We start from the raw sequence: 16,868 nt of genomic DNA, 5'->3' as shown, positions 1-16,868 counted from the left end.
AGACGACTAATCTGGAGCGCTGGTGTGCGCGGAATCACCAGAAGGTGTCCGTCCCTCACCGTCTATACGACTCTTCAGAGGTGAAAGCGAACCATGCCAGCGATCGTTCTGATCGGCGCCCAGTGGGGCGACGAGGGCAAGGGTAAGGCCACCGACATCCTCGGCGGCCGCGTCGACTACGTGGTCAAGCCCAACGGCGGCAACAACGCAGGCCACACCGTGGTGGTGGGCGGCGAGAAGTACGAGCTCAAGCTCCTCCCCGCCGGGATCCTGTCGCCGAATGCCGTGCCGGTGATCGGCAACGGCGTGGTGGTCAACCTCGAGGCGCTCTTCGAGGAGATCGACGGGCTCGAGGCCCGCGGCGCCGACACCTCGCGCCTGCGGATCTCCGCCGACGCCCACCTGGTCGCGCCGTACCACCAGGCGCTGGACAAGGTGACCGAGCGATTCCTGGGCAAGAAGGCCATCGGCACCACCGGCCGCGGCATCGGACCCACCTATGCCGACAAGGTCTCCCGCGTGGGCATCCGCGTGCAGGACATCTTTGACGAGTCGATCCTGCGCCAGAAGATCGAGGGGTCGCTGCACCTCAAGAACCAGATCCTGGTGAAGATCTACAACCGTCGGACCGTCGAGGTCGAGGAGATGGTCGAGTACTTCCTCGGCTACGCCGACCGGCTGCGGCCCATGGTCTGCGACTCCATGCTGATGCTCAACCAGGCCCTCGACCGCGGCGAGTCCGTGCTCATGGAGGGCGGGCAGGCCACCATGCTGGACGTGGACCACGGGACCTACCCGTTCGTCACCTCGTCCAACCCCACCGCCGGCGGCGCCTGCGTGGGCGCGGGCATCGGGCCCACCCGGATCACGCACTCGCTGGGGATCGTCAAGGCGTACACCACGCGCGTGGGCGCCGGGCCGTTCCCCACCGAGCTCTTTGACAAGTGGGGCGAGTACCTGCAGGTCACCGGCGGTGAGGTGGGCGTGAACACCGGCCGCACCCGGCGTTGTGGCTGGTACGACGCGGTGATCGCGCGCTATGCCGCCCGCGTCAACGGCTTCACCGACTATTTCCTCACCAAGCTCGACGTGCTCACCGGTATCGGGGAGATCCCGATCTGCGTGGCCTACGAGGTCGACGGCGTGCGGCACGACGAGATGCCCATGACGCAGACCGATTTCCACCACGCCACGCCGATCTACGAGACCATGCCGGGCTGGGAAGAGGACATCACCGGCGCGCGCGTCTTCAGCGACCTGCCGCCCGAGGCCCAGGCCTACGTCCTGCGGCTCGAGGAGTTGGCCGGCTGCCACATGTCGTACATCGGCGTGGGGCCGGGGCGCGACCAGAACGTGGTGCGGCGCGACATCCTGGGGTAGACGAGCAGGCGGGCACACGACGCGTGTCAGGCAATCGGTCGAATACGCTCTCGTGTGGGTGAGGTGAGAGCATTATTACCTTTCACGAGGTCGGCTTAGCTGCTGCCTCCCCCTCGAAGACCGGAGAACCCATGCGTCCCCTCACCCGACTCGGCGTCGCCGCCGTGGCGACCGCCCTCGCCTCGGCAACCGCACTCACCGGATCGACCCTCGCCAACGCCCAAGGCCCTGGCACGGTGTATGACAGCCCCAGCAGAGTGAGCGTTAGCGGCACGGGCGCCACCACCACGGTCTCCTACACCAACAAGTCGGGCATGGACCTGGACTGCGTTGCGTACGTTGGCAAGGAAGCTCTGATGCTGGACGTCCAGGTTGCCATCCAGCTGCAGTTCTCGGGTGAAGCGTTGCCCGAGGGGTTCATGGATAGGTTGATCGACGCGGCGGAACAGGGCCAACTCGGCCTCGTCGAAGGTGTGGTCGAAGACGGCGGGACCGCCGAATTCACGGTTGCCGAGAACGGCCTGGGCGCCTTGCTCACCGACGGGTCCTTTTCTCCGGTCGCCGTTGCGATCTGCTTCGCTACCGGCAACGAGTACGCCGAGGTGGAGACTTCTGTTGGCGGTGTTCCGGCCGGTCTCGGTTCGCTGGACTCCGCATTGACCGGCCTGGGGAGCTCGGGTTCGGTCGCTCGGACGACGGGTTCGCTCGGGAGCTGACAGACCGACTGACCTCAATAACGACCTAACCCTCGGCCTCTGCAGAGGCCGGGGGCGGGGTCTTGTGGGTCGGGTCAGAAGGGCAGGCCTGGGATCTGCAGTAGCTTGATCGCCCCTGCGGCCACCCCGGCGCCACTGCGAGCGTGATCGAGATCCCGAGGCCAGCACCGACGATCAGGCCGGCCCGCACATGACATACGTCAGGTAGTCGGCCGGAAATGCTCTCATCGCGGGTTAGGTAGGAGCACTATTAACTTTCACGAGGTCGGCCTAGCTGCCGTCTCCTCTCAAAGACCGGAGAACCAATGCGTTGCCCCACCCGACTCGGCGTCGCCACCGCGGTCGCCGCCCTCGCGTCAGCGATTGCGCTCACCGGAGCCGGCGTGGCTGGAGCGCAGGGCCTTCCCGGCACGGGAAGCGTCGCCGGAGATAACTTCACAATGAACTCCCCGTCGACACTGACCTCGACCCGCACGGCCCAGGGCGTCACTGTCGCCTACAAGAACAAGACCACGAGCTCGCTGGTCTGCACGGGTATGTCTGCTCCTGCGGAGGTAATCGGGGTCGTCGACGCGCATGTGAAGGAGTACGGGGAACGGAGCCTCACGGACGCGGCGATGGGCGAGCTGCAACCGAAGGTCGCCGAGCTGGAGGCCGACGCTGCCGTTGCCGGGCGCATGTTCGGCCTCAACGCTGACGGCTCGGTGTCGGGTGGGGGCATGCCCTCCTCTCCCGGTAGCGGTTCCGAGTTCATCGAACCGGGCGCGTCCGTGACGTGGGTGGTGCCCGCGCCGTCCGGGTACACCGCTGAGGCATTGCTGGTCTGCGTGGAGCCCGATATGACACCCGTGTCGCTCGGAGAGGTCTACTCCTATGCGGAGTACGTCTCGACCCCAGGCAGCGGTGGGCTTTCGGCTCGCTCGAGACCCTGATTCCCGCATTCGGTTCCTAGCAGTGGCTGTCTGACGGTAATCCCACGGTCGGTTAGGCCGATACTGTGGACTTGCGACCAGGTGTCCGACCGGCCACCGGAACCCGACGCTCGGAGCACCCTTGTCAATGTTCAAGAAGATCGGTATCGCCGTCGCGGTCTCCGCGCTCGCATCAGGGACCGCGCTATCCGGTGCCGCGATAAGTCACGCTCAGCCGGTCGAGTTGACGCCAGTGTTCGCCAGTCCCAGCAGCGTCAGCGTGAGCGGGAGGGGTGGGGACTCGGCTGTCACGTATACCAACAGGTCAGGCCGCGATCTGGTGTGCGGTACCTACCTCGGGCCGGGCCGGTTGATCGGTGACCTCTACGACTTCATCCGAACGATGCCGGTCAACACCGGCCTGACACCGGAGCTCTCCGCCCGACTCGAGGTGGCGTTGCAGCAGGGCAGGGTCGGAGTCCTCAGCTTCCTCGTCGAGGACGGGCAGACGACCGTCACGGAGACCGGACCTGATGGCCAGGACAGCGGCAGCATCCTCAGCGACTCGTCGTTCGACCCGCACGCGTTGGCGATGTGTTCTTCGATCGGTGACGTCGAGGAGATCGACTACGCGGAGGTCGAGGTGTCCCCGGGGGTCGGTGTGCCGAGCGGGTTGGGCTCGCTCGACGCCGCCCTGACCGGTGTCGGGAGCTCGGGCTCGGTCGCCGAGACCACGAGTTCGCTCGGCGGCTGACCACCAAGGGTCACAGCGGCCTGTCAGTCCAGGTGGCTGAAGGCGTTGCGCACGGCGGCCACCGCGTCGTCGACCTCGAATCCCGCGCCCGCCGCCAGCTCCGTGAACTCCTCGGCAGCCCGGGCAAGAGCAGCGGCAGGCAGGTCTGCCGCCGAGACGAAGGTCCCCGAGCGGCCGCGACCCTCGAGTACTCCCGACTCCTCAAGTTCGCGATAGACCTTTGCCGCGGTGGCGGTGGAGATCCCGACCTCGTCGGCGAGGGTTCGCACGGCGGGAAGCCGGGTCCCCGGCGTCAGCTGCCCACCCTTGACGGCGTCGAGGATCTGCGTCTTGAGCTGACGGAACGGCGGTTCGGCCGAGGCGGGGTCCACGACCAGCGCCACCCCGCCCACCCGGGAGCCACTGCCCGCTGCGCGTGGGCGGTCGCCCGGCGCGCGAGAAGTGGCCCCCGACTCGCTCATGCTCAGGCCCAGACCTGATCGATCGCGGTCGCCTCGCGCGGCGGCGCGACCGGCGTCGGGGCCGGGGTCCGTGAGAAACGCGGGGCGGGCGACGGGCCCACGTCCCCGGCGACCTCCACGAAGGTCTCGCGTGCCTTGAGGTGCGGATGGTCCAGCGCCTCGGTGTAGGTCAGGACCGGGGTGGTGCAGGCGTCCGTTCCGTAGAACAGCTCGGCCCACTCGTCACGCGGCTTCTCGGCCAGCTTGCCGGCGATGAGCTCGCGCAGCTCGTCCCAGCGATCGAAGTCGAACTGTCCGGGCATCCCCTCGCCGTCGATACCGAGGATGCGAGCGAACTCCGCGTAGAACTGCGGCTCGAGGCAGCCCACGGCCATGAACTTGCCGTCGGAGCAGGTGTAGACGTCGTAGAACGGGAACCCGGTGTCGAGCATGTTGGTCCCGGCCACGTCCGACCACTGGTCGCGGGCGCGCATGGCCCACTGGAACTGACCCAGCACGGAGGCGCCGTCGGTCATGGCGGTGTCGATGACCTGGCCCTCGCCGGAGGTGGCGCGCTCGATGATCGCCGCGAGGATGCCCTGGATGAGGAACATCGACCCGCCGCCGAAGTCGCCGACCAGGTTGAGTGGCGGCACCGGCCGCTCGCCTTTGCGGGCGGTGGCGTTGAGGTGACCGGTGAGCGAGATGTAGTTGAGATCGTGGCCAGCGGTGTGGGCGAGCGGCCCGTACTGGCCCCAGCCGGTCATCCGGGCGTAGACCAGCCGCGGGTTTGCCTCCAGGCACTCGTCCGGGCCGAGTCCCATGCGCTCGGTGACGCCGGGGCGGAAGCCCTCGACCAGGACGTCGGCCTTGGCGATGAGGGCCCGCACCTGCGCGAGGCCGTCGTCGCTCTTGAGGTCGGCCTCGACGACGGTCCGGCCGCGACGGGTCACGTGCGCCCACCCGTCGACGGACTTGGCCAACTCGCCCGGGCGCATGACGGTGACGACGTCGGCGCCCAGGTCCGCGAGCATCATGCAGGCGTGGGGACCGGGGCCGATGCCGTTGAGTTCGACGACGCGGATGCCGGCGAGGGGGCCAGAGGAGGAATTGGTCACAGGTGTGCCTTTCGTGTGGCGTTCCCCACACGCTATCGCTTCGCCCCTTCACGGGTCGGAGGTAGGTCGCTGTGACTGCTGTGGCCCGTGTGGCCAGCGGCGATAACGGAACGAGGGCCTTGTGGAAAAGCCTCGAAGTTTCCGCCGCTTACGTGAGACGAAGATGTGATCTATGTAACACTCTTCTCAGGCCTTTCCCAGAACGCCTGCCAAAGTCGTCGCCGAACTCCAAGTGGTGGCGTCCCCTCACTTCAAGGAGTACTTATGTCTTCATTCAAGCGAATCGCCGCCGGCGCCTCAGCGTTCGCGCTCGCGTCCGGAGCGGTCCTCGCGGGCGCCGGGATCGCGGGAGCCCAGGGTTCGTCCGAGATCGCGGCGGGCCTCGGGCTCGCGGCCACCGCGCTCAACGGGCCGGTGTCGGTCGCCGGAAACGATGAGGGTGGCCCGACGGTGACCTACATCAATGAAACAGCGGCGGCCCAGAACTGTGTCGGCTTCACACTGCCGTATGCCGCGATCGCAGCGGCGGGCATCGACCCGAGTGGCCTGGACCTCACCAATCCCGCGACGGCGGTGCTGATCGGCCAACTCGAGGCGACGGGTGGGGTCTCTGTCCTCGGGGCCGATGACGACGGCGGGCCCGACGCGTACGTGGCCGCCACGGCCAACGGTGGCGTGATGGGTGCCGTCGGCGGTCTCTTTGGTAACCCGCAGGTCGACGTTGACATTGCTGTGGCCGCCGGCGAGAGCGTGGTCTGGACGGCCCCGTCGCCGGTCACGCCGGCTGCTGCCGTGATCATCTGCGCGCCGCCCGCCGGCGAGCAGGCCCCGGTCGTCAGCTTCGGCATCGACAAGCAGGTCGTCGTGGACCAGATCAACGGGACGCTGCCGGGCGGTTCGATCGGCACCGGCAGTGTGAGCGGCGGCAGTGTCGGGATCGGCGCGAGCCTGCTCGGCTCGCTCGGCGGCGGAGAGGCCGCCCCCGAGGCCGACCTCGACGTCGACGTCGACCTCGAGGCCAACAGCGGCAGCGCGGGCAGCGGCGCCGACGCCGACGCCGTGATCGACGTGAACGCGCTGAACAACTGACCGACCAGCATCACCCCGCAATACCCGTCCGGGCCCGGCACCCTCCATGGTGCCGGGCCCGGACGTCTGTTCAGCCGCGTTCCGGCCGTTGCCGCAGGTCTACTAGCGTGGGAGCCATGACCGCAGCGCACGATCCCCTCGCCCCGCCCACCGTGGACCGCTTCGGGACGCCCGGCACCCCGACCGCCACCCGCGTGATGCTGCTCGGCTCGGGCGAGCTGGGCAAGGAGGTCACGATCGCGCTGCAGCGGCTGGGTGTCGAGGTGATCGCGGTGGACAGGTACGCCGGCGCCCCCGCCCACCAGGTCGCGCACCGCTCCCACACGATCGACATGACCGACGCCGACGAGGTGCGCCGGGTGGTCGAGCTCGAGCGACCACAGGTGATCCTGCCGGAGATCGAGGCCATCGCCACGGCTGCGCTGGCGCAGATCGAGCAGGACGGACTGGCCCGCGTCGTGCCGACCGCCCGGGCCGTCCAGCTGACTATGGACCGCGAGGGCATCCGCCGCCTCGCCGCCGAGGAGCTGGGCCTTCCCACCAGCCGGTACGCCTTTGCCTCGTCGCTGGAGGAACTGCAGGCGGCGTGCACCGAGATCGGGTTCCCGTGCCTGGTCAAGCCCACCATGTCGTCGTCGGGCAAGGGCCAGTCCTCCCTCCACGGTCCCGATGACGTCTATGCGGCGTGGACCTACGCGCAGTCCGGCGCGCGGGTCGCGGGGGCGCGCGTGATCGTGGAGTCGTTCGTCGACTTCGAGTACGAGATCACCCTGCTCACCGTCCGCAGCGTGGACCCGGAGACGGGGGAGATCCGCACCGACTTCTGCGAGCCGATCGGCCACCGGCAGGAGCGCGGCGACTACGTGGAGTCGTGGCAGCCGCAGGCCATGACGCAGGACGCCTACGACTCGGCGCGGTCGGTGGCGGCGCGCGTGACGGGAGCGCTCGGCGGGGTGGGCGTGTTCGGCGTGGAGCTGTTTGTCAAGGGTGTCGACGTCTACTTCTCCGAGGTCAGCCCGCGCCCGCACGACACCGGACTGGTCACGCTGCGCAGCCAGGTCCTCAGCGAGTTCGAGATGCACGCCCGCGCGGTCCTCGGCCTGCCGGTGGTCACCACCATGGCCAGCCCGGGCGCCTCCGCGGTGATCTACGGCGGTTCGGGGATCGGTGACGGGGCCGGGAGCGGGACGGCCGACGGCGTGGGCTTCGAGGGCATCGGTTATGCGGGCGTCGCGCACGCGCTCGCCGTGCCGGAGTCCGAGCTTCGACTCTTCGGCAAGCCTTCCGCCAGCGAGTTCCGTCGCATGGGAGTGGCCGTGGCGACCGCCGAGGACGTGGAGACCGCGCGCGATCGGGCCCGCGAGGCCGCCTCGCGTGTGACGGTCGTGTGGTAGGAGGTGCCGGTGGTCGTGGGTCGGTGGGGAGGCGTCGCCGGATGACGACGACGAGGAGTCTCGGCGAGGAGGCCCGCGGCCTGCCCCGCGAGCCCACCGCGCGTTGGATCCTGGTGCTGGTCGCCGGGTTGGTAGCGGTGTGGCTGGCCGTGCTGGCCTGGCAGGTTCAGGTCCTGCCCGAGCGGGTGCCGACGCATTTCGGTGCCGGCGGGGTCCCCGACGGGTGGTCGAGCAAATCCGGCGCGATCGCGTTCTCGACGCTGGGTCCGCTGCTGTTCGCGTTGCCGCTTCCGCTGATGTCGTTGCTCGTCCTGCGCTGGCCGGCGGGGATCAACGCCCCCAACCGGCAGTGGTGGACGGCCACCGCGCCGCGGCTGCGTCGGTTCGAGCGGCTGCTCCGGGAGGACCTGTGGCTGATCGCGGCGGTGATGCTGGTGATGTTCATCGGCATCCAGGTGGGGATCTCCGAGGCCGCGCGGACCCCGGAGGGCCGGATGCCGGGCGTGTGGCTTGTCGGCCCGGTGACCGTGGTGTTCGTCGGCACCGGCGTGGTCCTGGCGAGGATGTTCGGCAGCCGCTACGCAGAGCAACCCGACCTCGGTTGACCGGCCTGTGGATGGTCGTCCACCCCATCCACAGCCCCCTCTCGCGGGCCTGATTCCGGCGCGCGACAGCCCTACCGTGGCTCTCGAGCGGCACTGGGATCTGTGCGGGAGGGAAGTGTGGTCGATGGCGGGTTCGGGGGCAGGGGCGGGATCAGGGGCGGAGGCACGGCGGGCGGTGTCGGGTCCGGTGGCGTCGGCGCTGCTGGCGTTCGAGCAGGTGGCCGTGGCGGCGGAGGCGGGCCGGGTGCGTGAGGCCGGAGCCCGGGTTGCCGAGCGGGCTGGGGAATTGATCGCGGCGCTCGAGGAGGCGTCGGCCGCAGCGTCCGGTGTGCAGGCCGGAGTGTCGGGTGGGTTGCTCAGCGGGCCGGCGCTGGCCGAGTGCGCGGAGCTGCTGGCGCGGCGGGCGCGGGCCGTGGCGACTGACACCGAGGGAATCGCGGGAGAGATGGAACGGGCCTCGGGCCTACTGGCCGAGGCCGACGAGGAGGGGGCCCGCCGTGTCGCCGGCGCAGGGGGCTGAGGCGTTGGCGATGGCGTCGGTGATGACGTTGGTGGTGGCCGTGGACCACGCCGAGGACCGGGCCGCGTTGACGGGTCGCGAGACAGCGGACGCGGCGGATGACCTGGACTCGGTGGCGCGTCGACTCGGCGGGGGCGATCCAGCCGGGGGGAATGCAGCTGGCGGAGCAGCCGCCGGCGGCGAGTGGTCGGGTCGCTCGGGTGGGCAGGCTCGCAGGCGCGTGGGGGACGCCGCTGCCGAGGCCAGGATGCTCTCCGGCGCCTGCCTCTTCCTGTCCGACGTTCTGCGGGTGGAGGGTTCGAGGCTGGCCAGGGCGCTGATCCACTGGAGTGACGACGCGCGGGTCGGTCGCGCGTCGGGGGACACTACCGAGGTCCAGGTCCAGGTCCAGGTCCAGGTCGAGGCCGAGGTCGAGGACGCTGATCGAGGGCTGGTGGCACGCCTACGCGAGGCCGCCGATTCCCTGGCCGGTTACACGGACGCCGCGACCCGGGCGTGCCTCGATCTGGCGGGTTCGACCGACGACGACCCCCGGGCCATCGCGGAGCAGTGGCACTCCCTCGCTCCGGCCGATCGCGAGCGCCTCGCCCGAGACCACCCGGAATTGGGTTCGGTCGCAGGGCTCTCGTCGGCCACCCGGGACGCGCTCAACCGGACGCGGCTGCGCAGGCTGCTCGATGCGGGCGGGACAGGCGCGGGCGGGGCCGGTCCCGACGAGGCCGTGGCCCCGGGTCTGGCCGCGCTGGCCGCGCACCTGGCCGAGGACCCGCGGCGGCACCTGCTGTCGCTGCACGCGGACGGCCGGGCGGTGGTGGCGAGTGACGATCCGGATGGCGCGGACCGGGTGGTCACGTTGATCCCCGGGACTGGCGCGTCGCTGGGGTCGATCGATCGCACCGCCGAGCGGGCAGCGGCGTTGTGTGAGGCCGATGATGCTGCCACCGGGTCCTGCGTGGCGGTCTCGTGGCAGGGATACCTCGCCCCCGCCGATGCCGTCGCGGCCGGCTTCTCAGCGGCACCCGCCCGAGCCCACGCCGGTGACCTGCGGGACTTCTCGGCGGGACTGGACGCCGTCGAGAGCATGGACGGCCACGACGCCCCGCACGCGGCGGTGGGGTACAGCTACGGCTCGGCGGTGCTCGGGGCGGCCGCGGCGGACCCGCACGGGTTGGCAGCGGACCGGATGATCCACGTGGGAAGCCCCGGCGCCACGGTCGATTCGCTGGCCGAGCAGTGGACAGACGAAGCCGGCACCGCGCGGCCGGCCCGGCCCGATGAGGTGGTGGGCGTGGTCTCGCGGTGGGACCCGGTTCCCTGGTGGTCGATCACGGAGGTCCTGGGCGGGCGGCCGGGCACGGAGGAGTTCGGCGGGTTCGCGGTGGACGTCACCGAACCAGATGCCCAGCCAGCGCAAGGAGTCCCGGGGCTGGACCAGGTGCGCGGCGCGCACTCGGCCTACTTCGATCCCGGGACGGTGTCGCTGGAGGAGATCGGTCGGCTCGTGGCCGGTACCGATTGACCCGAGAATCCGGGGTAGCGGTCTTGTCGAGAGCGAGGAAGGGGCCGTCAGCGGCGGTTGGGCTGGGACTCCAGCGCCGCGGCGAGCATTTCCTCACGGCTGCCGAGCTTGGTGCGTTCGCGGCCCGAGGCCTCGCCGAGCGAGCGCTCGCTGGTGTCGATCGCGGCCCAACCCGGGCCGTCGACCACCGTCACCCCGCGCTCGGCCAGCAGGTCGCGCACGGCCTGAGGGTCGGTGGCGGTGGGCGCGAACAGGGCGCCCGCCTCGAGGTCGGCGACCAGCAGGTTCACCGTGTCCACCGCGCAGTGCCGGTTGGTGCCGATCACGCCGGTGGGTCCGCGCTTGACCCAGCCGGCGGTGAACAACCCCTGGACCGGCTCGCCGCCGGGCCCGGTCAGCACGCGCCCGCCGTCGTTGGGGATGGTCGAGGTGGCCGGGTCGAAGGGCACGCCGTCGAGCGGGTCCGAGCGGTATCCGACGGCCTTGTAGACGGCATCGACGGCGATGTCCTCGCACACTCCCGTGGCGCGCACCCGCGTCCCGTCCGGCTCGGTCCGCTCCAGGCGCAGGCCGGTCACGCGGCCGTCCGTTCCCAGCACTTCGACGGGACTGCGGTGGAAGCGGAAACGCACCACCCGCCCGCCGGCCGAGAGCGCGGCGGCCTCGGCGGCGTCGGCCGACGGATGGCCTGTCTCCGCCTGCGCGGCCGCCCACTTGGCCAGCTGATCGCAGACCTGCCCGGCACGACGATCATGCTCGAGGTGATCGCGCGCCTCGTCGTCGTACTCCAGGTCGGCGGTGTCCACCACGATCGTCAGACCCTCCACCTTCCCCATCTCCCGCAGCTCCAGCGGGGTGAACTTGGCGTAGGCGGGGCCGCGCCGACCGATCACGGACACCACCCGGGTGGCGCTGGTGCCGAAACCCTCGCGGACGTGCGCGGGGATGTCGGTGGCCTCGAGCTGCTCGGGGGTGCGCACGAGCATCCGCGCGACGTCGAGCGCGACGTTGCCCACGCCCACCACGGCGGCGCGGTCGGCGGTCAGCGCCCAGTTGCGCCTCGCGTCGGGATGACCGTCGTACCAGGTGACAAACTGTGCGGCGCCGTAGGAACCCTCGAGGTGTTCGCCGGGGATGCCGAGTTCGCGGTCGGCCAGCGCACCGGTGGCGAAGATGACCGCGTGATACAGCCGCGGGACGTCCTCCAGGGTGAGGTCGCGGCCGAACTCGACGTTGCCGAGGAAGCGGATGCGCGGGTCGGTGACGATCGACTCCAGCGTCCGCGCGATGCCCTTGATGCGCGGGTGGTCCGGCGCGACGCCGTGGCGCAACAGGCCGTACGGCACCGGGAGCCGGTCCAGGCAGTCCACGACGATGTCCCGCTCGTGCTGATCGGCCCATGCGAGAAGCGACTCGCATGCGTAGACCCCCGCGGGACCCGATCCGACGACTGCCACGCGGACTGGGAAATCTGAGGGGGTCGTCATGATCCGATCGTCGCACAGACGCGGCGCCCGGGGGCCTCGACCTGACCGAACCGCGGCTGGGGGAGCATAATCGTGTTTCATGAGCGACTTCGTCGGGGATCTCGACCCGCAACAGGCCTGGGATCTGCTGGCCTCCGACCCGGACGCCGTTCTGGTGGACGTGCGCACCAGTGCCGAGTGGCAGTGGGTCGGCGGCGCCGATCTGTCGGGGTTGGGCAAGCACACGCTGGGAATCGAGTGGATGACCTCGGCGGGCGAGCCAAACCAGGGGTTCGTGGAGCAGCTCGGCCGGGCGGGCGTGGGACCCGAGACGCCGGTGTTGTTCCTGTGCCGCAGCGGGCACCGCTCCTCTGCCGCCGCACGCACCGCGGCCGCCGCGGGATACGGTCCCGCCTACAACGTGGCCGAGGGCTTCGAGGGCGATCCCGACCCGCAGGGCCGCCGCGGCACCGTCAACGGGTGGAAGGTCGCGGGCCTGCCCTGGCGGCAGTCCTGACCGTCGGCGCCCCAGGCCCCGCTAGTTCTGAACACCGCTAGTCCCGACACGCACCACCACCAGCACAAGAAAGCAGCGATGAAGAACAACGAGCTCCCCGACGGCCTCCACCCCGACACCCTGGGGGTCCGGGCCGGGCAGATGCGCACCGGCTTCGAGGAGACCACCGAGCCGATGTTCCTCAACTCCGGCTACGTCTACGAGACGGCGGAGGCGGCTGAGTCGTCCTTCAACGGCGACATCCAGCGCTTCGTGTACTCCCGCTACGGCAATCCCACCGTGGCGATGTTCCAGGAGCGGCTGCGGCAGATCGAGGGCGCTGAGGCGTGCTTTGCCACCAGCTCGGGGATGTCCGCGGTGTTCGTGGCCCTGGCCGCGCTGTGCCGCAACGGCTCGCGGTTGGTGGCCTCGCGGGCGCTGTTCGGCTCCTGTTACGTGATCTGCGCGGAGATCCTGCCGAGCTGGGGCGTGGAGACGGTGTTCGTGGACGGCGCCGACCTGGACCAGTGGCGCGAGGCGCTCAGCGAGCCCACCGACGCCGTCTTCTTTGAGACCCCCTCCAACCCCATGCAGGAACTGGTGGACGTCCGCGCGGTGTGCGACCTGGCCCACGCAGCCGGTGCACAGGTGGTGGTGGACAACGTCTTTGCCACGGTCCTGCACCAGAAGCCGCTCGAGCTGGGCGCGGACATCGTGGTCTACTCCACCACCAAGCACATCGACGGCCAGGGCCGCGTCCTGGGCGGCGCCGTGCTGGGCACCGAGGAGTACATCTCCGGGCCCGTGCAGAACCTCATGCGTCACGCTGGCTTTGGCATGAGCGCTTTCAACGCCTGGGTGCTGCTCAAGGGCCTGGAGACCATGGGCCTGCGCGTCGAGCGGATGTCGGCCAACGCGCTGGAGGTGGCGCAGTTCCTGGAGTCACACCCGGCCGTGGACTGGGTGACCTACTCGATGCTGCCGTCCCATCCGCAGCACGAGCTGGCCCGGGCGCAGATGTCCGGCGGCGGGTCGGTGGTGACGTTCGGGCTGAAATTCGACGACGACGAGGTGGACGGCGGCAAGAAGCGGTGCTTCTCGCTGCTCAACGCGCTCGAGGTCATCGACATCTCCAACAACCTGGGCGACGCCAAGTCCCTGGTGACCCACCCCGCGACCACCACGCATGCGTCCATGGAGCCGGAGGCCCGCGCCGCGGTGGGCATCGCCGACAACGTGGTCCGCCTCTCGGTGGGGCTCGAGTACGCCGGAGACCTCATCGAGGACTTGCGTCGAGGGCTAGCCTGAGCCTTATGCGGTCACATGGTGGCGCGTCGCGGACCCGGGTGGCGGTCATGCCGGCAGCGCATCCCGCCGTGCGGCGCATCACAGGGCTCGACGGCCTGGACCACATCGAACTGCTGCCGCTGCGACCGGACGCCGTCAGAGGCGAGACCCGCGCCGACGCCGCTCCCGCCGAGCAGGTCGCGAGCGACGAGCTCCCGGACGGGGTTCGTCGCGACGAGGTTCACCCCGGCGGGGATCCGCTGTGGCACATCGATGTGGCCCATGTGCACTTCGGCTACGACTACCTGGACGCCGAGAGCGCCGACGACATGGTGGCGTACCTCGCCGATGCCGGGGTGCCGATGGTGCTCACCGTGCACGACATCGTCTATCCGTCCCACGAGGACGACGCGCCGCACCGCGACCACACCGCGACCCTCGTGGAGGCCGCCTCCCGGGTGATCACGCTCACCGAGGTCGCGGCGCAGGAGTTGTGGGTGCGGTGGGGCGTCGAAGCGGTGGTCGTGCCGCATCCGCGACTGCTGGACGAGCCCGAGATCTCCACGGCCATCCGATCCGGCCATCACCTGCGCGGCGGTGACGGCACGACCGTGGTCGGGGTCCTGCTCGAGCGCATGGGGGAGAACATCGAGGGCCCCGAGCTGCTCGATCTCCTGGCACCGGTGGCGAGCGGTCGACAGAGCGCGCATCTGCGGATCGTGGTGGAGGCGCAGGCCTGGCGGGACGCGTGTGGCGAGGACCGCGAGAGCGGCGGGCACCATCTGGTAGCCGAGCTGGCCGCGGAGGGCGACTGGGAATCAGTGCGCCTAGTGCGCTACGAGGCGCTCGATCTGGGGCCGGTATTGGCCGAGTTCGCCGCGCTCGACGTGTGCGTTCTCCCGTATCGGTTCGCCACCCACTCCACGTGGCTGGAGCTGTGTCGCGACCTGGGTGTGGCGCCGGTGTTCCCGGCCGTGGGTTGTCTGCGGGAGCAGTGGTTTGACCGCTGCGACCCCTCCGAGCACTCCGGCGAGGTGTACGACCCCCGCGATCCAGGCGCGCTGACGTGGGCCGTTCGCACCGCCATCGACGAGCCGCGGGGCGTGCCGCCGCGCGTCGAGGGGGCGGACCCGGCGGCCGTGATGGCCGCGCACGAGCAGGTGTACCGGAAGGCCGCCCTCGGCTGATCGGGCTCTGCGCGCTCAGGCCCTGTCCACTCAGGAGGTGGCGTCGGCGCGGGTGATCTCCACGGGCCACGCCAAGGTGAGCATCGAGTCCGGGGCGGGGGAGCTCGAGTCCATGCTCAGCTCCAGACACACGGTCACGGGTTGTCCCGGGGTGGTGCGGGTGGCGCCGGGCAGGACCAGGGAGCCGTCGACGGTCGGGGCGTCCACGGGTTGGGGTCGGGTGCCGTCGCCGGCGAGCACGCTGGTGGCCCCAGCGGCGAACGTGGGTGCGGCACACGCGCCCTCCAGGGCGGCGACCGCTCGGATCCTCACCGCGGCGGCCGCAGCGGGATCGCCCTCGGCCAGGACTCCTTTGCCAATCGCCACGTGGGCATCCGAGCGGGAGTCGACGCTGGTCCGCAGGGTGAATGGCTGGTAGACCGAGCGATCACGCAACCCGGAGGTGTCCACCCGGACGGGGAAGTGCCCGCCGTAGGACGAGACCGGTGCGGTCCAGGTGGTGCCGAAGTCGGTGGAGGCCTGCACGGACCACGTGGAATTGCGCAACGCCGACTCCTGGGCCAGGACGTCATCCCGGTGGTCCTGCATGATCACGGTCCCGCCGAGGGTGCAGACGGAGGCGGCACCGAGGGCGATCAGCGCGGTGGCCGCGTGCTGGATCCTCATGAGTCCTCCGAACACTTGATTTCACGAAAACCGTTCCGGGGGAACGTTCCTCGGAGCGGGCCGAGCCCGCAGTGAGCTTTCGATCTATCAACACTATGGCCGGGGCGGGCGGAGTCGTTACACCTCGCCCCGACGATTGGCCGTGGCTCGCCGGGTTCCCACCCGTGGCAGCGGCGTGTCGAGGCGTGCGTCAGCGGATGGAGACGACCATGCCCGTTTTCTGGGTTGTGCCGCATCCACTGGTTCGAGGTGCCGTCGTATCGCCGCGACGAATCATCGCTGGCCGGAATAATCGCCTTGATGCTCTCTTCGTGACTGAACGAGTAGTTCCGAGTGGCCAGTTCGTCTGCGAGTTGCAGGGTGCTGCCGGAGTCGTTGATCACCGCAGAGGACGAGCCATCAGCGAAACACTGGGCGGTGGACCTGAACCCGGCGACAGTCACGCGGGCGACTGTGGACGAGGCATCGGACGCGGCGATCGAGTACGTGTACCCGAGGGTGTTCTGATGGGCCACTAATCGGGGCGACGGAGCGGGATTGCCGAAGCAGGTCGTCGTGGTCGCGGTCAGGCTCGTCGGCTGCGGGTAGGACATCCAGTGTGACGCCCGTGCGATCTCGAGGTCTCCGCCCGGGCCGGTGATATATCGCCCCATCCAGAATTTGTCCGTCACCTTGCGGGGAGGGACGATTTCGGGGGAGACCTCGCTGACACTGCTCAGGTTGTCATCCGCGCCGGCGGCCTGCGAACCGAGCAGATTGGCCTCACCGGTCTGGAAGTTGCCATCAGCGAAGACTCCGTCCGACCACGCGGCCAGGGTCACTGCGGCGCCGAGGCCCAGGACCACGCCGCCGGCCAGAATGGCCTTGCGCTCGCACTTGCGGTCCAGCTGCGTCTGCTGGGCTTCGGGAGTGAGGGGAGTCGTTGGCGATCAAGAAACGCGCTCTTCCGTTGGGGCCACCAGACGGGCCCTTGAGGGGGTGGGGTGTGTCGCCCTCGTACGGATTTTCGGACGTGATCGATACCGGGCTGTTATTACTAATTAAGCGAACCGTTATGGAGATCTGTGATTCATATAGGGTTCTACCTGCGACGCTGAAGGTAGAGGGCCAGGCTGATCGGTCTGAATTTCATGGTGGCCAGCGGATTTGGACGTGAGGTTCACATATTTTTCTTATGTTTTTAACAGAATTATTCGAGATCAAATCACACAGGTGCCGAGCCTCCAAGTCGGGACGGGGTTCGGGGGTGCACTGGCATACTCGTGCGTAGTGACCCGGCCGAGGTGTCGGCGATTTCGCACACACGTACACCACAAGGAG

At 69.6% G+C, this 16,868-nt stretch carries 17 protein-coding genes; 12 read left to right on the top strand and 5 right to left on the bottom strand.

Features of this window, described 5'->3' with window-relative positions:
* The first annotated feature begins 93 nt into the window (after positions 1-93).
* The 4 genes from R4P08_RS10460 to R4P08_RS10445 all read left to right on the top strand — a co-directional run bounded on the left by R4P08_RS10460 (position 94) and on the right by R4P08_RS10445 (position 3,761).
* Positions 94-1,380: an adenylosuccinate synthase gene (locus R4P08_RS10460; protein ID WP_317813756.1), complete on the top strand. Its 1,287-nt coding sequence runs from the start codon at positions 94-96 to the stop codon at positions 1,378-1,380.
* 131 nt (positions 1,381-1,511) lie between these two features.
* Entirely contained in the window at positions 1,512-2,096 is a 585-nt protein-coding gene (locus R4P08_RS10455; RefSeq protein WP_317813755.1) for a hypothetical protein, read from the top strand.
* Positions 2,097-2,536: 440 nt separating this feature from the next.
* A complete protein-coding gene (locus tag R4P08_RS10450; protein WP_317813754.1) occupies positions 2,537-3,028 on the top strand; it encodes a hypothetical protein in 492 nt (163 codons plus the stop codon).
* 319 nt (positions 3,029-3,347) lie between these two features.
* A complete protein-coding gene (locus R4P08_RS10445; protein ID WP_317813753.1) occupies positions 3,348-3,761 on the top strand; it encodes a hypothetical protein in 414 nt (137 codons plus the stop codon).
* A gap of 23 nt (positions 3,762-3,784) precedes the next feature.
* Here R4P08_RS10445 and R4P08_RS10440 read toward each other — a convergent pair whose 3' ends face one another.
* Both R4P08_RS10440 and R4P08_RS10435 read right to left on the bottom strand, forming a co-directional pair.
* Positions 3,785-4,222 carry a GntR family transcriptional regulator gene (locus R4P08_RS10440; protein ID WP_317813752.1) on the bottom strand — a complete coding sequence of 146 codons (438 nt, stop codon included), beginning with the start codon at positions 4,220-4,222 and terminating at the stop codon, positions 3,785-3,787.
* Between the two features lie 2 nt (positions 4,223-4,224).
* Complete coding sequence (locus R4P08_RS10435) at positions 4,225-5,319, bottom strand: CaiB/BaiF CoA-transferase family protein (protein ID WP_317813751.1); 1,095 nt, start codon at positions 5,317-5,319, stop codon at positions 4,225-4,227.
* Between the two features lie 264 nt (positions 5,320-5,583).
* Between R4P08_RS10435 and R4P08_RS10430 the strand changes: the two genes are divergently transcribed.
* The 5 genes from R4P08_RS10430 to R4P08_RS10410 all read left to right on the top strand — a co-directional run bounded on the left by R4P08_RS10430 (position 5,584) and on the right by R4P08_RS10410 (position 10,446).
* Positions 5,584-6,408, top strand: coding sequence for a hypothetical protein (locus R4P08_RS10430; protein ID WP_317813750.1), 825 nt, complete (start codon positions 5,584-5,586; stop codon positions 6,406-6,408).
* Positions 6,409-6,524: 116 nt separating this feature from the next.
* Positions 6,525-7,802 carry a formate-dependent phosphoribosylglycinamide formyltransferase gene (gene purT / locus R4P08_RS10425; RefSeq protein WP_317813749.1) on the top strand — a complete coding sequence of 426 codons (1,278 nt, stop codon included), beginning with the start codon at positions 6,525-6,527 and terminating at the stop codon, positions 7,800-7,802.
* 41 nt (positions 7,803-7,843) lie between these two features.
* The gene (locus R4P08_RS10420; RefSeq protein WP_317813748.1) at positions 7,844-8,407 is read left to right on the top strand and encodes a DUF1648 domain-containing protein; all 564 of its coding nucleotides are present in this window, start codon (positions 7,844-7,846) and stop codon (positions 8,405-8,407) included.
* A gap of 124 nt (positions 8,408-8,531) precedes the next feature.
* Positions 8,532-8,927: a hypothetical protein gene (locus tag R4P08_RS10415; protein ID WP_317813747.1), complete on the top strand. Its 396-nt coding sequence runs from the start codon at positions 8,532-8,534 to the stop codon at positions 8,925-8,927.
* Positions 8,905-10,446, top strand: coding sequence for an alpha/beta hydrolase (locus R4P08_RS10410; protein ID WP_317813746.1), 1,542 nt, complete (start codon positions 8,905-8,907; stop codon positions 10,444-10,446). The genes R4P08_RS10415 and R4P08_RS10410 overlap by 23 nt, the downstream gene beginning before the upstream one ends.
* Before the next feature lie 47 nt (positions 10,447-10,493).
* Here the strand turns inward: R4P08_RS10410 and R4P08_RS10405 are convergent, their stop codons facing one another.
* Positions 10,494-11,933, bottom strand: a complete 1,440-nt coding sequence (locus R4P08_RS10405; RefSeq protein ID WP_317813745.1) for an FAD-dependent oxidoreductase — start codon at positions 11,931-11,933, stop codon at positions 10,494-10,496.
* A 79-nt stretch (positions 11,934-12,012) separates the two neighbouring features.
* On the opposite strand from R4P08_RS10405, the gene R4P08_RS10400 reads away from it, so the two are divergent.
* From R4P08_RS10400 to R4P08_RS10390, 3 genes are all read left to right on the top strand, one after another.
* On the top strand, positions 12,013-12,429 hold the full coding sequence (locus tag R4P08_RS10400) for a rhodanese-like domain-containing protein (protein WP_317813744.1): 417 nt from the start codon (positions 12,013-12,015) through the stop codon (positions 12,427-12,429).
* Positions 12,430-12,507: 78 nt separating this feature from the next.
* On the top strand, positions 12,508-13,716 hold the full coding sequence (locus R4P08_RS10395; RefSeq protein WP_317813743.1) for an O-succinylhomoserine sulfhydrylase: 1,209 nt from the start codon (positions 12,508-12,510) through the stop codon (positions 13,714-13,716).
* Positions 13,717-13,721: 5 nt separating this feature from the next.
* Positions 13,722-14,882 carry a hypothetical protein gene (locus R4P08_RS10390; RefSeq protein WP_317813742.1) on the top strand — a complete coding sequence of 387 codons (1,161 nt, stop codon included), beginning with the start codon at positions 13,722-13,724 and terminating at the stop codon, positions 14,880-14,882.
* A gap of 30 nt (positions 14,883-14,912) precedes the next feature.
* On the opposite strand, the gene R4P08_RS10385 is transcribed toward R4P08_RS10390, so the two are convergent.
* Positions 14,913-15,548, bottom strand: a complete 636-nt coding sequence (locus R4P08_RS10385) for a hypothetical protein (protein WP_317813740.1) — start codon at positions 15,546-15,548, stop codon at positions 14,913-14,915.
* Positions 15,545-16,405 carry a SipW-dependent-type signal peptide-containing protein gene (locus R4P08_RS10380; RefSeq protein WP_317813823.1) on the bottom strand — a complete coding sequence of 287 codons (861 nt, stop codon included), beginning with the start codon at positions 16,403-16,405 and terminating at the stop codon, positions 15,545-15,547. The genes R4P08_RS10385 and R4P08_RS10380 overlap by 4 nt, the downstream gene beginning before the upstream one ends.
* Positions 16,406-16,868: the final 463 nt, after the last annotated feature.

Origin of the sequence: Rhodococcus sp. IEGM 1408 (assembly GCF_033142235.1) — a bacterium.
Lineage (GTDB): Bacteria > Actinomycetota > Actinomycetes > Mycobacteriales > Mycobacteriaceae > Dietzia.
This window is presented reverse-complemented; position numbering and strand designations above follow the sequence as displayed.

Coding starts and splice junctions, on each gene's coding strand:
- R4P08_RS10460 (WP_317813756.1), top strand. CDS start 94: ATGCCAGCGATCGTTCTGATCGGCGCCCAGTGGGGCGACGAGGGCAAG.
- R4P08_RS10455 (WP_317813755.1), top strand. CDS start 1,512: ATGCGTCCCCTCACCCGACTCGGCGTCGCCGCCGTGGCGACCGCCCTC.
- R4P08_RS10450 (WP_317813754.1), top strand. CDS start 2,537: ATGAACTCCCCGTCGACACTGACCTCGACCCGCACGGCCCAGGGCGTC.
- R4P08_RS10440 (WP_317813752.1), bottom strand. CDS start 4,222: ATGAGCGAGTCGGGGGCCACTTCTCGCGCGCCGGGCGACCGCCCACGC.
- R4P08_RS10430 (WP_317813750.1), top strand. CDS start 5,584: ATGTCTTCATTCAAGCGAATCGCCGCCGGCGCCTCAGCGTTCGCGCTC.
- purT (WP_317813749.1), top strand. CDS start 6,525: ATGACCGCAGCGCACGATCCCCTCGCCCCGCCCACCGTGGACCGCTTC.
- R4P08_RS10420 (WP_317813748.1), top strand. CDS start 7,844: ATGACGACGACGAGGAGTCTCGGCGAGGAGGCCCGCGGCCTGCCCCGC.
- R4P08_RS10415 (WP_317813747.1), top strand. CDS start 8,532: ATGGCGGGTTCGGGGGCAGGGGCGGGATCAGGGGCGGAGGCACGGCGG.
- R4P08_RS10405 (WP_317813745.1), bottom strand. CDS start 11,933: ATGACGACCCCCTCAGATTTCCCAGTCCGCGTGGCAGTCGTCGGATCG.
- R4P08_RS10400 (WP_317813744.1), top strand. CDS start 12,013: ATGAGCGACTTCGTCGGGGATCTCGACCCGCAACAGGCCTGGGATCTG.
- R4P08_RS10395 (WP_317813743.1), top strand. CDS start 12,508: ATGAAGAACAACGAGCTCCCCGACGGCCTCCACCCCGACACCCTGGGG.
- R4P08_RS10390 (WP_317813742.1), top strand. CDS start 13,722: ATGCGGTCACATGGTGGCGCGTCGCGGACCCGGGTGGCGGTCATGCCG.
- R4P08_RS10385 (WP_317813740.1), bottom strand. CDS start 15,548: ATGAGGATCCAGCACGCGGCCACCGCGCTGATCGCCCTCGGTGCCGCC.